Source organism: Streptomyces sp. WMMB303, from assembly GCF_029351045.1.
Classification (GTDB): Bacteria; Actinomycetota; Actinomycetes; order Streptomycetales; family Streptomycetaceae; genus Streptomyces.
Genome location: NZ_JARKIN010000001.1, coordinates 1,731,295 through 1,745,302 on the forward strand (window position 1 = coordinate 1,731,295; position 14,008 = coordinate 1,745,302).

Here is a 14,008-nt window from a genome sequence, read left to right on the forward strand (position 1 = left end):
CAGTCCAGTCATACCGGTACGCACTCCGTGCCTCCGGCCCGCTCCGCTCCCGGCAGACGCGCCGTCCTCGGCAGCACCGGAGCGCTCGGCGCGGGTCTCGCGCTGGGAAGCGGGTATGTCCCCGCCATGGCAGCGGACCGGACAGGCACACCTCGCAAGGCGTCCCCCACCGACGCCGCGCAGGCGGCGCTGCGACGGCTGCTCCCCCGGCACGCCGACCAGATCACGCTCCAGCAGATCGGCGGCCCGGAGCGCTTCAAGGTCACCGGCGGCGCGGGCCGGATCCGGGTGGCGGGCACCGGCCCGGTGGCCCTGCTGACCGGGGTGCACTGGTACCTCAAGTACAGCTGCGACGCGCACCTCTCCTGGGCGGGCAGCCGGCTCGACCTCCCCGGAACCCTGCCCGCGCCCCGCGCGCAGCACGCCCGGCGGGCCACCGTGCCCAACCGCTTCGCGCTCAACGACACCCACGACGGGTACACAGCGCCCTACGCCGACTGGGCGCACTGGGAGCGGTTCCTGGACATCCTGGCGCTGCACGGCTTCAACGAGGTGCTGGTCACCGCGGGCCAGGAGGCCGTCTACCACCGCATGCTCCAGGACTTCGGCTACAGCGACCGGGAGGCGCGCTCCTGGATCCCGGCGCCCACCCACCAGCCGTGGTGGCTGCTGCAGAACATGGCCGAGTACGGCGGCCCGATCAGCACCGAGTTGCTGGAGCGGCGCACCGCCCTGGGCAAGCGCATCCTGGACCGGATGCGGGAGCTGGGCATGAAGCCCGTGCTGCCCGGCTACTTCGGCACCGTCCCCACCGACTTCGCCAAGCGCAACAGGGGTGGCCGCACCGTCCCGCAGGGCAAGTGGGCCGGACTGGACCGGCCGCCGTGGCTGGACCCGCGCACGGCGGTCTTCCGCAAGGTGGCGGCCGCCTTCTACCGCCATCAGAAGGAACTGTTCGGCGACGTCGACCACTTCAAGATGGACCTGCTGCACGAGGGCGGCGACCCGGGCGACGTGCCGGTGCCCCAGGCGGCGCGGGCCGTGGAGAAGGCGCTGCACACCGCACGGCCGGGCGCCACCTGGGTGATTCTGGGCTGGCAGGAGAACCCGCGCCGGGACCTGCTCGACGGGCTCGCCGCCAAGGACAGCATGCTGATCGTCGACGGCCTCTCCGACCTGGACCGGGTCACCGACCGCGAGAAGGACTGGGGCGGGGTGCCGTACGCGTTCGGCACCATCCCCAACTTCGGCGGCCGCACCACCATGGGCGCCAAGACCCACATGTGGACCGAGCGCTTCACCACCTGGCGCGACAAGTCGGGCAGCAAGCTGGCCGGCACCTGCTACATGCCCGAGGCCACTCACCGCGACGCCGCGGCGCTGGAGCTGTTCGGCGAGCTGGCCTGGCGGCAGGAGGCCGTCGACCGGGGCGGCTGGTTCGACGACTGGGCGAGGATCCGGTACGGCGCCGCGGACGGCAAGGCGAAGGAGGCCATGACGGCGCTGCGGGAGACGGCGTACCGGATCAGCAGCAAGGACGGACGGCCGCACGACAGCATCTTCGCCGCGCGCCCCAGCCTCTCGGCCCGCTCCGGGGCCTACTACGCCACCCACACCCCCGCTTTCGACCTGCCCGCCTTCGACGCCGCGTTCGACGCGCTGCTGGGCGTCGACAAGGCGCTGCGGGACAGCGACGCCTACCGCTACGACCTCACCGACATCGGCCGCCAGGCGCTGGCCAACCGGTCCTGGTCGCTGATCGGGCAGCTCCAGGACGCCTTCAAACGCAAGGACGCGGCCACCTTCAAGAAGCTGGCGGCGCTGTGGCTGAAGCTGATGGAGCTGGCCGACGACATGTCCGGCGGCCACCGGGCGTTCCTGCTGGGGCCCTGGCTGGCCGCGGCCCGCGGCTCCGCCGCCTCCGCGCGGGAGCGGGCCGATCTGGAGCGCACCGCCCGGGTGCTCGTCACCACCTGGGCGGACCGCCCGACGGCGGACGGCGGCCATCTGGCCAACTACGCCAACCGCGACTGGCAGGGTCTGATCCGGGACTTCCACCTCCCGCAGTGGCGGGCGTTCCTCGACGAGGTGCAGGACGCGCTCGACCAGGGCCGGGCACCGAAGAAGTTCGACTGGTACGCCCGCGAGGAGCCCTGGACCCGGAAGACGGACGAGTACCCCACCAGACCGCTCACCGATCCGTACGCCACCGCCACCCGGGTCCGCGACGTCCTGGCCAAGGCCCCCTACCAGGGCTCGCTGAAGGTCGCCGCCGAGCCGCGCGCGGTGGCGCCGGGTGAGGTGAGCACCGTTCGGGCCGTCTTCCGGAACGAGAACGGGCTGAGCCCCACCGGCGCCGTCGACCTCGGGCTGCGCGGGCTGGACGGCGCCCGGGCCCAGGACCCGACCTCGCACCGGGCCGTCAGCCCCGGCGGTACGGCCACCGTGCGCTGGCGCTTCACCGCGCCCGCCGGACGGCAGACCGAACCGCTGGAGCCGCTGGAGTACACGGTGGAGGCCGAGAACGGCCCCGCGGGCCAGGAGCGGGTCACCCTCGGCCGGGCCGGCCGGATCTACCGCGCGGGCCCGCTCCCCGGCGGAGTACGGACCGCCACGAGCAACGAGGCCGTCTTCGGGCACCTGGACGGGCGCTGGGCGGTCGACGGCGCCGGAGCCGACCTGTGGCGGTCCACCGCCGAGTTCGGCACCGTCTACCGTCCGCAGGCGCTGCGCGACGGCGGCACCGTGACGCTGAAGGTCGTCTCCCAGGAGGACAGCGGCCCATGGGCGCGTGCGGGCATCGTGGTCCGCAACAGCCTCGCCGAGCCGGACGCGGCGGGCTTCCTGAACCTGGCGGTGACCCCGGCCCACGGTGTCGTGCTGTCCTACGACAGCGACGGCGACGGCACCCTGGACACCTACCGGGCCGTCTCCGGTATCAAGGCCCCGGTGCTGCTGCGGCTCTCCCGGTCCGGCACCTCCTACAAGGGAGAGCTCTCGACCGACGGCGGGAAGAGGTGGCGTACCGTCTCAACCGTCGAGGTCCCCGGCGCGTCCGGGAGACAGGACGCCGGGCTGTTCATGTCCGCGACCAACGGCGGCAGCGGTGACCGCGCACTGGTGGAGTTCGCGGACTGGCGGACCGGGTAGCACGGTGCGGACGGGCGGAGAACGGGTGGAGGACACGGAGACGTGACCGAGGAGAGACCGCGGGCCGCGGTGCAGTCGCACGAGCTGATGCTGGCACTCGTGAGGGGGCCCGCGCTCGCGGTCGTCACCCTCCCGCTGTCCATCCTGCTGTTCACCCTCTCCCTCGTCTCGATCGTGCTGCTGCCGATCGGGGTGGGCGTCGTGACCACGCCGCCCACCCAGCAGGCCGTTCGCTGGTACGCCAACCAGCGGCGGCGGCTGGTGCACGCGTGGGCCGGGCTGGAGGTGCCGGAGCCGTACCGGCCCTGGCCGCGGGACCTGCGCAGCGGTGTCGTCGGACAGGTCGAGCGGTGCATCCTGCTGCTCAAGGACCCGGCCACCTGGCGCGACATGGCGTGGCTGTCCGCCGACCTGACGGCCGGATTCGTCACCGCGCTGCTGCCGCCGCTGCTGCCGCTCAACCTCCAGCTCACCAAGGGGATGCTGGAACCCACCCGGGAGATGCTGCTGTCCCGGCGGGTGACGGAACTGTACGAGACGCGGCACGACGCGGTGGACACCTCGGCGGCCGAACTGCGCCGTATCGAGCGGGACCTGCACGACGGCGCGCAGGCCCGGCTGGTCGCCATGGGCATGAGCCTGGGCACCATCGAGGCGCTCGTCGAGCAGGACCCGGCCCGCGCCAAGCAGATGATCGCGCAGGCGCGGGAGAACTCCGCCGAGGCGCTGACCGAACTGCGCGACCTGGTGCGGGGCATCCACCCCCCGGTGCTCGCCGAGCGGGGGCTGCCCGACGCGCTGCGGGCGCTGGCGCTGCGGATGCCGGTGCCCGTCGAGGAGGACATCGAGCTCCCGGGCCGGTTCGAGGAACCCCTGGAGTCGGCGGTCTACTTCGCCGTCAGCGAGCTGCTCACCAACACCGCCAAGCACGCCCGGGCCGCGAAGGTGTGGCTGGACGTGCTGTACGTCGAGCGGCCGGACGGCTCCGCGATCCGGGTGACGGTGACCGACGACGGGCGGGGCGGCGCCGCGCTCGGCTCCGGCTCGGGCCTGCAGGGCGTCCAGCGCCGGCTCGCCCAGTTCGACGGGGTGCTGGCGCTGAGCAGCCCGCCCGGCGGACCCACGATGATCACCCTGGAGGTCCCGGCCGGCCACGCGGCCGAGTGAGGTGACCCCCGGCCCGGACACCTCGTTCAGTGGGTGTGAGTGAGCGGACCGCGACGCTGGACGTCGAGCAGGCCGAACTCGCCCTCGTGCAGCACTACGGGAGGCTGGTCCGGCTCGCGTACTGCGTGCTGGAGGACGGCCCCCGCCGCGCTCCCGCAGCGCATGCGGTGACCTGCGGGGCGCTGCCCCGGCGGTGCACGTCCACGGCGGCGCTCCCCCACCCGCGGGCGGCGGACGAGGACCCCGTCTACGTGTGGCTGCGGCTGCGGGTGCTCCGCGCGGCGCTGGACCGGCCGCGGGGCCCGAGGCTGCCGCGCTCCCTCCCCCGCGGCGGGGCCCCGGCCCGTGCCGCGTACGCACTGCGGCACCTGGAGCGGATGGCCGACCCGGACATCCGGCGACTGCTGCGCGCCGCCCATGTCCGGGACCCGGACGCGGCGCTGGCCCGGGCCGGGACGGCGGCCCCGGCAACGGACCTGCCCCCGGCCCAGGAAGCGCCGCAGGCGCCGGACACACCCGGTGGCCCCGGAGCACCCGCGCCCGCCTCCGGACCCCGCGGCCAGCCGTGCCCCCTGTGCGGGGGCGGGGGCGGGATCCGGCACGCCCTCGACACGGTGCGGCGGCGCCGGCAGCGGCGGAGAGCCGGGGCCGCGGTGCTGGCGGCGCTGGTGTGCTGCGGGCTGCTCGGGGTGCCGGGCGACAGCTGGGGGCCGGACGCCGCAGCCCGGCCACCGCTGGTGCGCGGCTCCGACGCGGAGCACGCCCTCGACCCCGGTGCGCTGGTGCGCGCCCGGGAGGGTGCCTGGCGGCGGTCCTCCCGGACGGACTTCGGGGCGTGGCCTGCGCGCGGTGCGCTCACCCGCGACGAATCGTTGCTGCGCCGGGCGCTGGTCACCTGGGCGCGGCCACGGGCCGACGTCCGGGTCGAAGCCGCTCCCGGCACCCCGAAAGGCCCACCGCCCGGACCGCCGCAGCTGCTGTACGCGGGGCGGCTGGCGGGGACCGCCGTGGTGCTGCTGTACGACGGGTTGCGGGTCGCGAGGTACACCGAGCCGCTGGACCCGGACGCCGGCTCGGCCGCCGCCGAGGACGGGGTCTCACTACAGCTGGCCCGCACCGCGGGAGCGCGGACGGCGGAGTCCGGGGCCCTGGTCGTGACCCGGCGCGGGGGCGAGGTGCGGTTTCTGACGGCACCGTGGATCACCCGCGCGGCCCGGGTGGACCTCCTGGACCCGGCGGACGGGACCGGCCGGACGCTCTCCCGCGGCGCGGACGGGGTGACCGGGCCGCTACCGCTCCCGGTCACCCTGCCGCGGCACTGCGAGAGCTGGCCGGGGCTGGCGCTGCGGGGAAGCCCGGGGGCGGCGCGGCGCCTGCAGCTCTACACGGACCTGGGCGAGTTGGCCCCGGCGCGGCTGACCGACGGCGCCGAGCGGACGCCCGCGACCGACGCAGGGGCCCGCAGGCGGCTGGCGCGTACGGCGTGCCACTTCCCGGCGGTGCTGGACAGGGGGGTCAGGGCGGTCAACTCCTGGCAGTTCGCGCGGCAGCGGCTGCCGGACGGGGACGGCGAGGCGGCGTGGGTGTGCACCAGGGCCGCGACCTGGCGGGGGACCGGGGCCCGGGTGATGACGCAGTTCCAGCCGCCGGCGGGTGCTCCGGGCCGCCCCGGGGCGGTGACCTCCCGGCTGGAGGACAGCCGGGTGTGCGGGCCGCACGCGCGGGCGGTACTGACGGGGCTGCTGTGGCGGTCGACGGAGGGCCGCTGGTATGTGCTGGCCGCCGGGGACGAGGGCGTCAGCCGGCTGCGGGCGCGCGGCGAGGGCCTGCCGGGCGGCCCGGCGGAGGCGGTGGGCAACACGCTGGCGGTGCGCGCCGGGCGGGAGGCGTCGGTCCGGCTCGCGGCGACGCGCGGGAACGGCACCGCCCCGGCGGCCCCACCCGCCCCCGTCGACCCGCCGGACTGACCCGAGACCTGCCGCATCCGGGGCCTCCGGCCCGGTACCACGTCACCGAGCAACGGATCACCAGGCACCGGGCCCCCGGGTACCGGACCGGGTGCTGCGGAAAGTGCGGCGGTAGGTGTCCGGCGGGACGCCGACGGCGCGGTTGAAGTGGCGGCGCAGCGTGGTGGCCGTGCCCATGCCGGTGGCCGCCGCGACGGCGTCGATGCTGTCGGCGGAGGTCTCCAGCAGTTCCTGGGCGCGCCGGATCCGCTGCGTCAGCAGCCACTGCAACGGGGTGGTGCCGGTCGCCGTGCGGAAGTGGCGGCCCAGCTGGCGGGTGCTCAGGTTGGCGCGGCGGGCCAGATCCTCCACGGTCAGCGGCTGGTCGAGCCGTTCGGTCACCCAGGGCAGCAGCTCGGAGAGCGGGTGCGTGTCCTGTTCGGGCACCGGCGCGGTGACGAACTGGGCCTGGCCTCCGGCCCGGTGCGGGGGCACGACCAGGCGGCGGGCGACCGTGTTGGCGAGCGCCGAACCGTGGTCGAGCCGGACCAGGTGCAGGCACAGGTCCATGGCGGCGGCCTTGCCGGCGGAGGTGAGCACGGTGCCGTTGTCCACGTAGAGCACGTCCGGGTCCACCTCGACCCGGGGGTGGCGGGCGGCCAGCGCCCCGGTGTGCGCCCAGTGCGTCGTCGCCCGGCGGCCGTCCAGCAGTCCGGCGGCGGCCAGCACGAACGCGCCCGTGCACAGGGAGGCGACCCGCGCGCCCGCCTCGTGGGCGGCGCGCACCGCGTCCACCAGGTCGGCGGGCGGCTCCACGTCGACGTCGGCCCAGCCGGGGACGATGACGGTGTCGGCCTCCGGGAGCCGGTCGAGGCCGCGGTCGGGCTCCAGCCGGAATCCGCCGAACCGCACGGGGCCCCGGCCGTGGACGCCGAGGCGGTACCAGGAGCCGGCAGCGGCGGGCAGGTCGGTGCCGAACACCTCGTAGGCCACGGACAGTTCGAAATGCAGCATGCCGTCGGTGACGGCCAGCCCGACAGTACCCATGTCCGGAATTGTACGGGGCATGTCGTTCCAGACACTCACTCTTGTGCCTCCGGACCGCACAGGATGACTCCGGTTGCACAGCGAGGACGACAGGAGAATCCGATGGGACCGGGTCAGGCAGTGGCGGTGTTCGGGGCCTACGGGCACACCGGGAAGTTCATGGTGGCGGAGTTGGCGGCCCGGGGATTCGTGCCGGTCCTGTCCGGACGCGACGCGGAGAAGCTGCGGGCGCACGCACCCTCGGCCCCGGAGTGGCAGATCCGGCCCGCCGCGGTGGACGACCCGGCCGCGCTGGACCGCGCCCTGGCCGGGGCGGACGCCGTGATCAACTGTGCCGGGCCGTTCGCCTCGACCGCCGCCCCGGTGATCGAGGCGGCACTGCGCGCCGGAATCCCGTACGTGGACGTGGCCGCCGAGATCGAGGCCAACCTCGACACCTTCGCGCACTTCGCGGAGCGCGCCGCCGCCGCGGGCACCGTGGTGCTCCCGGCCATGGCCTTCTTCGGCGGCCTCGGCGACCTGCTGGTCACCGCGGCGCTGGGCGAGCTGGGCGCGGCCGACGAGGCGCACATCGCCTACGGGCTGAGCGGCTGGCACCCCACGGCCGGGACCCGCGCGGCGGGTGTGGTCTCCCGGGAGCGCAGGGACGGCCGCCGGCTGCGCTACAGCGGCGGACGGCTGGAGTACCGCGAGGACCCCCTGCCGCGGCGTACCTGGCACTTCCCCGAGCCGCTGGGGACCCGGACCGTACTCGGGGAGTTCACCATGGCCGACGTGGTCACCGTTCCCAGCCACCTGGCCGTCCCCGAGGTCTGCACCTACATGAGCACCGAGGCGGCGGGTGACATGGCGGCGGCGGACACCCCGCCGCCGACCGCGGTGGACGCACGGGGCCGGTCCGCGCAGACCTTCCTCGTGGACGTCGTGGTCCGGCACGGGGACACGGAGCGGCGCGCCGTCGCGCGCGGGCGGGACATCTACGCTGTCAGCGCCCCGCTGGCGGTGGAGGCCGTCCGCCGGATCCTCGCCGGGGAGGTCCGGCGGACCGGAGTCGCCTCCGCCGGGGCGCTCTTCGACGCGCCGGACTTCCTGCGCTCCCTCTCCGCGCACCTCGCCCCGGACCTGCCCCAGCCGTCGGGGGCGGGGGCGGGGGCGGGAACCAAGGCGTAGCGGCCGGGCGGCGGACGGTGCGGCGGTTCGCGAGGTGAACCGTCGCACCTCCGTCGCGGGCGGCCACGCATGATCTCCTCCTCGGCATGCGCACCACGGAGGACACGGAGCCGAAGGCGGGGCGGGGGGCGGTCGACCGGCCGGCCACCCTCGCGCCGGGCCGCCGAGCCCGCGGGCCGGCCTCAGGCGTCCCGGCGACGGATCACCACCGCGGCCAGCAGCAGCGCACCCAGCGCCCACACCAGCAGGGCCAGCAGCCCGCCGGGGCGCTCCAGGGTGCCGTTGCCGCCCATCAGCCAGGCTTCGGAGGCGCTCCCCGGCAGCAGGTCGATCACGTTCTCGGCGCCGGGTACCGGGTCCAGCGCCACCGGGAGCAGGAACAGCAGTCCGAACAGTGCCGTGATCGTGCCTGCCGACCGGCGCACCACCACGGCCAGCCCCAGCGTGAGCGCGCCCAGCAGGGCGGCGTGCACCGCGACGGCCAGCAGCTGACCGGTCGTCTCCGCGGCGTCGAACGTGCTGCGGTCCAGGGACAGTGCGCCGCAGACCGCGCCCAGCAGCGCGCACGCCAGCCCGGCGGCGAAGACCGCCGCGCCCAGGGTCAGCGCCTTGGCGGTCAGCAGCCGGATGCGGTCGGGTACGCACAGCAGGGCCGTCGCCGCACCTCCGGTGGCCTGCTCTCCGGTCACCGCGAGCATGGCGAGCGAGGCCAGCACGAGGCAGGTGCCGTTGAGCTCGGCCACCACGGCCGGATCGCCGGGTGAGGCGCCGGGATCGTCGCTGAGCACGCCCGTGGTGGAGGCGACCAGCCCGGTCAGGGTGAGCGCGCCCAGCAGCAGGTACCAGGTCGAGCGCAGGGACACCAGCTTGGTCCACTCGGCGGCCACCGCCCACCGCAGGGCGGTACGGCGCCGGACCGGACGGGAAACCGGTGCCGTGGCGGCGGCGGTCATCGGACCACCTCCGCTTCCCGGGCGGCGGCCCGGCCCCGGCCGGCTGCGCCGGTCTGCGCGTACTCCACGCTGTCCGACGTCAGTCGCATGTATGCCTCCTCCAGTGACGCCTCTTCGGCGCGCAGTTCGTGCAGCCGGACGTGCGCCCGATGGGCGAGGTCGCCCACGTGCTCGACCGACGCTCCGGCGACGGCCAGTGCCTCCGGACCGGTCCACTCCACCTCGGCACCCGCCTCCGCCAGCCGGTCGGCCAGCAGTCGCAGCCCGCCGGGCTCGGGCCCCCGCACCCGCACGGTGCGGCGGGTACCGGCGGCGACCACCTCAGCGACGGTCCCGTCGGCCAGCAGCCGGCCGCGGCCGATCACCACCACCCGGTCGGCGGTCAGCTCCAGTTCGCTCATCAGGTGGCTGGAGAGGAAGACGGTGCGGCCCTCGTCGGCCAAGGAGCGCAGGAACGTGCGCACCCAGCGGACCCCGTCCGGGTCCAGCCCGTTGACCGGCTCGTCCAGCAGCAGCACCGCCGGGTCGCCGAGCAAGGCGGCGGCGATGCCCAGGCGCTGGGACATGCCCAGCGAGAAGGACTCGGCCCGCTTGTCCGCCACGTCGGCCAGTCCGACCGCCTCCAGCACCTCGGGCACCCGGCGTGCGGGGATGCCGTTGCTGCGGGCCATCGCCAGCAGGTGCCGTTGCGCGGTGCGGCGGGGGTGCGCCGCACGGGCGTCGAGCAGCGCGCCGACGGTGCGCAGCGGGCGGTCGAGGCCGGCGTAGGGCCGCCCCTGGATGAGGGCGCTGCCGGAGGTGGGCCGGTCCAGTCCGGTGATCATGCGCATGGTGGTGGACTTGCCGGCGCCGTTGGGGCCCAGGAAGCCGGTGACCTTGCCTGGCGCCACTTCGAGCGTCAGGTCGTCGACGGCGGTCTTCTCGCCGTATCTCTTGGTGAGTCCGCGCAGTGTGAGCATGCCGTGGACGCTATGCGGCGCCCGGAGCGGGGACAGTGCACGCGGGTCAACGGCGCCCCTGCACTTTCGTCAGGTGCCCCGGACACGGCGCACGGGGGTTAGCGTGAGAGCGTCACCACGGGTGAGGACACGGGCGAGAACGGGGAAAGCACCATGATCCGGGTACTGCTGGCGGACGACGAGGCGATGATCCGGGCCGGGGTCCGGGCGATCCTCGCGTCGGCCGGGGACATCGAGGTGGTCGCCGAGGCCGGCGACGGGCGGGAGGCCGTCGCGCTGGCCCAGCGGCACCGTCCGCACGTGTGCCTGCTCGACATCCGGATGCCGCACCTGGACGGTCTGCGGGCCGCGGCCGAACTGCGCCGCACCTGCCCGCAGAGCGCGGTGATGATGCTGACCACCTTCAACGAGGAGGAGTACATCGCCACCGCGCTCGGCTCCGGGGCCGCGGGGTTCGCGCTCAAGTCGGGCGACCCCGGCGAACTGCTGGCCGGGGTGCGCGCGGTGCACGGCGGCGGCGCCTACCTCTCCCCCACCGTGGCCCGGCACGTCATCACGCAGATGGCGGGCGGGCGGCTGGGCCGCCGGGCCGGGGCGCGGGCCCGCACCGCGGCGCTGACCCCGCGCGAGCGCGAGGTGCTGGGCCTGGTCGGCGCGGGACTGTCCAACGCCGAGATCGCGGACCGGCTGCACGTGGTGGAGGGCACGGTGAAGACCTATGTCAGCCAGGTCCTCGCCCGCCTTGAGCTGAAGAACCGCGTCCAGATCGCGGTCCTGGCCCACGAGGCGGGCCTGGTGCCGGACGGTACGGGCGACGACGCGGAGGGCGGCACCGCGGCGGGCTGACCACGAGGGCGGTGGCGCGGCCGGGTCGGCCCCCGGGGCAGGGGGTCGGACGGGCGCAGTGCGCCGGCCACCGGCCGCACCGGTCAGCCGCGGGGTGCGTGCGCCGTCGAGCCCCGGACCACCAGTTCCGGCTGGAAGACGAACTCCGTGTCCGCCATCGGACTGCCGCCCATCGGCTCCAGCAGCGCGTGCACGGCGGCGTTGGCCATCGCCCGGACCGGCTGGCGGACGGTGGTCAGCGGCGGATCGGTGAAGGCGTTGAACTCGGAGTCGTCGTAACCGATCACCGACACCTCCCGCGGCACCGCCAGCCCCCGCTGCCGCGCGGCCCGCACCGCGCCCAGGGCCATCGGGTCGCTTCCGCACACGATGCCCGTACAGCCCTCGTCCAGCAGTGCCCCGGCCGCCGCGTGTCCGCCCTCGACGGTGAAGAGGGTGTGCCGGATCGACGGCACGGCCCCGCAGCGCTCCATGGCGCGGGTGAACCCGGCCACCTTGCGCCGGGTGGGGACGAACCGCTCCGGGCCGACGGCCAGCCCGATGCGCTCGTGGCCCAGTTGGCGCAGATGCTCGACGGCCATCGCCGCGGCCGCCTCGTCATCCGGGGAGACGAACGGCGCGCTGATCTCCTCGTTGTACCCGTTGATCAGCACGAACGGCACCCCACGGGCCGCCAGCCGGGCGTAGCGGGAAGGATCGGCCGTCAGATCGGCGTGCAGTCCGGAGAGGAAGATGATCCCGGAGACGTCCCGCTCCACGAGCTGACCGACCAACTCGTCCTCGGTGGCGCCGCCCAGCATCCGGGTCCCCAGCACCGGCGTGAACCCGTAGCCGGACAGGGACTGCTCGATGACCTGGGCGAACGCGGGGAAGATCGGGTTGGTCAGCTCCGGGATGACCAGCCCCACCAGGCCCGCGCTGCGCTGCCGGGCCCGCGCCGGGCGCTCGTAGCCGAGCACGTCGACGGCGGCCAGTACCCGCTGCCGGGTCGCCGCGGCCACCCCCGGCCTGCCGTTCAGCACCCGGCTGGCAGTGGCCTCGCTGACCTCGGCCTGCACGGCGATGTCGGCCAGCCGCGCGGTGAGCGCCGTGGTCATCGCTCGGCCCACCAGGCGGTCGTGTCGCCGGGCAGTACGGTTCTGCCGGACTCCGCCGCGGGCAGCGGACCGCTGGCGAGGAGCAGTGCGCCGGTGCGGAAGTCCAGCGCGGCCGACCCGGGTCCGGTGTTGGCCGCGCACACGAACGCGCCGCGGCGGAAGGCCAGCACCCCCTCGGGCGCGGTGAGCCACTCCAGCGGTTCGCCGTCGCCCAACTCGGGGCGCTCGCGGCGCAGCCGCAGCGCGGTCCGGTACAGCTCCAGGGTGGAGTCCGGGTCGCCGGTCTGCGCCGCGACGGACAGCGCGCCCCACTCGGGCGGCTGCGGCAGCCAACTGCCGCCGCCGCCGAAGCCGAAGGAGGTGCCGCCGTCCGCGGTCCGCTCCTCGGCCCAGGGCAGCGGAACACGGCAGCCGTCGCGGAGGCCGTCCTGCCCGTTGTCCCGGAAGAACGAGGGGTCCTGGCGGGCCTCGTCGGGCAGTTCCGTCACCTCCGGGAGGCCCAGCTCCTCGCCCTGGTAGACATAGGCGGAGCCGGGCAGCGCCAGCATCAGCAGCGAGGCGGCGCGGGCGCGGGGCGCACCACCGCCGAGCCGGGTGCGGTGGCGGACCACGTCGTGGTTGGAGAGCACCCAGGTCGCGGGCGCCCCGACGGCGCCGAGCGAGGTGAGCGACGCGTCGATGACCTCGCGGAGGGCCGGCGCGTCCCAGTCGGTGCCCAGATAGTGGAAGTTGAACGCCTGGTGCAGCTCGTCCGCACGGACGTACAGCGCGGTGCGCTCGGCGCTGGGCGCCCACGCCTCGGCGACGCCGATGCGCTCCCCGGGGTACTCGTCCAGCACCTGCCGCCAGGAGCGGTAGATCTCGTGCACCCCGTCCTGGTCGAAGAACGGCAGCTCGGCGGTGCCCAGCAGGCGCAACTGCTCGCCGCTGCCCATGTCGGGCAGTCCGGCCGCCTTGACCAGGCCGTGGGCCACATCGACCCGGAAGCCGTCCACGCCCAGGTCCAGCCAGAACCGCAGCACGGAACGGAATTCGTCGCGGACCGCGGGATGCTCCCAGTTGAAGTCGGGCTGCTCCGGCGCGAAAAGGTGCAAATACCATAGTCCGGGCTCGTCCGGCACCCGGCTCCAGGCGGGGCCGCCGAACACCGACTCCCAGTCGTTGGGCGGCAGCTCGCCCCGCTCCCCGCGGCCCGCGCGGAAGTGGTAGCGCTCGCGGGCCGCCGGATCGCCCGCCAGCGCACGGGTGAACCACTCGTGCCGGTCGGAGGAGTGGTTGGGGACGATGTCGATGATGACGCGCAGCCCGAGCGCGTGCGCGTCCCGGATGAGCGCGTCCGCGTCGTGCAGCGTGCCGAACATCGGGTCGATGGCACGGTAGTCGGCGACGTCGTACCCCGCGTCGGCCTGCGGTGAGGCGTAGAAGGGGCTGAGCCAGACGGCGTCCACCCCGAGCGCGGCCAGATGCGGCAGCCGCTGCCGGACACCGGGCAGATCGCCCATGCCGTCCCCGTCGCCGTCGGCGAACGAGCGCGGATACACCTGGTAGATCACCGCGTCCCGCCACCAGCCGGACGCGCCGGACCGCGCCGAGGGGGCGGCGTCCGGACGCGCGGCCCTGACGCGCGGGCCCACGGCGCCGTCGGCCTGCGGTGCGCTGCTGTGCTGAGTCAT

The 14,008-nt window shown here is 75.1% G+C and carries 10 protein-coding genes; 5 read left to right on the plus strand and 5 right to left on the minus strand.

Annotated elements, in window-relative coordinates; translation table 11 throughout:
• Positions 1-126: 126 nt before the first annotated feature.
• The 3 genes from P2424_RS07815 to P2424_RS07825 all read left to right on the plus strand — a co-directional run bounded on the left by P2424_RS07815 (position 127) and on the right by P2424_RS07825 (position 6,284).
• On the plus strand, positions 127-3,150 hold the full coding sequence (locus tag P2424_RS07815) for an alpha-N-acetylglucosaminidase TIM-barrel domain-containing protein (protein WP_276475051.1): 3,024 nt from the start codon (positions 127-129) through the stop codon (positions 3,148-3,150).
• A gap of 87 nt (positions 3,151-3,237) precedes the next feature.
• Entirely contained in the window at positions 3,238-4,317 is a 1,080-nt protein-coding gene (locus tag P2424_RS07820) for a histidine kinase (RefSeq protein ID WP_276478871.1), read from the plus strand.
• 35 nt (positions 4,318-4,352) lie between these two features.
• Positions 4,353-6,284, plus strand: coding sequence for a hypothetical protein (locus P2424_RS07825; RefSeq protein ID WP_276475052.1), 1,932 nt, complete (start codon positions 4,353-4,355; stop codon positions 6,282-6,284).
• Between the two features lie 57 nt (positions 6,285-6,341).
• On the opposite strand, the gene P2424_RS07830 is transcribed toward P2424_RS07825, so the two are convergent.
• On the minus strand, positions 6,342-7,310 hold the full coding sequence (locus tag P2424_RS07830) for a helix-turn-helix domain-containing protein (protein WP_276475053.1): 969 nt from the start codon (positions 7,308-7,310) through the stop codon (positions 6,342-6,344).
• A gap of 102 nt (positions 7,311-7,412) precedes the next feature.
• Here P2424_RS07830 and P2424_RS07835 point away from each other — a divergent pair, with 102 nt between their 5' ends.
• Positions 7,413-8,480, plus strand: a complete 1,068-nt coding sequence (locus P2424_RS07835; RefSeq protein WP_276475054.1) for a saccharopine dehydrogenase NADP-binding domain-containing protein — start codon at positions 7,413-7,415, stop codon at positions 8,478-8,480.
• A 182-nt stretch (positions 8,481-8,662) separates the two neighbouring features.
• On the opposite strand, the gene P2424_RS07840 is transcribed toward P2424_RS07835, so the two are convergent.
• Positions 8,663-9,433, minus strand: coding sequence for an ABC transporter permease (locus P2424_RS07840; RefSeq protein WP_276475055.1), 771 nt, complete (start codon positions 9,431-9,433; stop codon positions 8,663-8,665).
• Complete coding sequence (locus tag P2424_RS07845) at positions 9,430-10,392, minus strand: ABC transporter ATP-binding protein (RefSeq protein ID WP_276475056.1); 963 nt, start codon at positions 10,390-10,392, stop codon at positions 9,430-9,432. Before P2424_RS07845 ends, P2424_RS07840 begins: the two co-directional genes overlap by 4 nt.
• A 153-nt stretch (positions 10,393-10,545) precedes the next feature.
• Here P2424_RS07845 and P2424_RS07850 point away from each other — a divergent pair, with 153 nt between their 5' ends.
• Positions 10,546-11,238 carry a response regulator transcription factor gene (locus tag P2424_RS07850; protein WP_276475057.1) on the plus strand — a complete coding sequence of 231 codons (693 nt, stop codon included), beginning with the start codon at positions 10,546-10,548 and terminating at the stop codon, positions 11,236-11,238.
• Between the two features lie 83 nt (positions 11,239-11,321).
• On the opposite strand, the gene P2424_RS07855 is transcribed toward P2424_RS07850, so the two are convergent.
• On the minus strand, positions 11,322-12,335 hold the full coding sequence (locus P2424_RS07855; protein ID WP_276475058.1) for a LacI family DNA-binding transcriptional regulator: 1,014 nt from the start codon (positions 12,333-12,335) through the stop codon (positions 11,322-11,324).
• A complete protein-coding gene (locus P2424_RS07860) occupies positions 12,332-14,008 on the minus strand; it encodes a glycoside hydrolase family 13 protein (protein ID WP_276475059.1) in 1,677 nt (558 codons plus the stop codon). Before P2424_RS07860 ends, P2424_RS07855 begins: the two co-directional genes overlap by 4 nt.

Coding starts and splice junctions, on each gene's coding strand:
- P2424_RS07815 (WP_276475051.1), top strand. CDS start 127: ATGGCAGCGGACCGGACAGGCACACCTCGCAAGGCGTCCCCCACCGAC.
- P2424_RS07820 (WP_276478871.1), top strand. CDS start 3,238: ATGCTGGCACTCGTGAGGGGGCCCGCGCTCGCGGTCGTCACCCTCCCG.
- P2424_RS07830 (WP_276475053.1), bottom strand. CDS start 7,310: ATGGGTACTGTCGGGCTGGCCGTCACCGACGGCATGCTGCATTTCGAA.
- P2424_RS07835 (WP_276475054.1), top strand. CDS start 7,413: ATGGGACCGGGTCAGGCAGTGGCGGTGTTCGGGGCCTACGGGCACACC.
- P2424_RS07840 (WP_276475055.1), bottom strand. CDS start 9,433: ATGACCGCCGCCGCCACGGCACCGGTTTCCCGTCCGGTCCGGCGCCGT.
- P2424_RS07845 (WP_276475056.1), bottom strand. CDS start 10,392: ATGCTCACACTGCGCGGACTCACCAAGAGATACGGCGAGAAGACCGCC.
- P2424_RS07850 (WP_276475057.1), top strand. CDS start 10,546: ATGATCCGGGTACTGCTGGCGGACGACGAGGCGATGATCCGGGCCGGG.
- P2424_RS07855 (WP_276475058.1), bottom strand. CDS start 12,335: ATGACCACGGCGCTCACCGCGCGGCTGGCCGACATCGCCGTGCAGGCC.
- P2424_RS07860 (WP_276475059.1), bottom strand. CDS start 14,008: ATGACTCAGCACAGCAGCGCACCGCAGGCCGACGGCGCCGTGGGCCCG.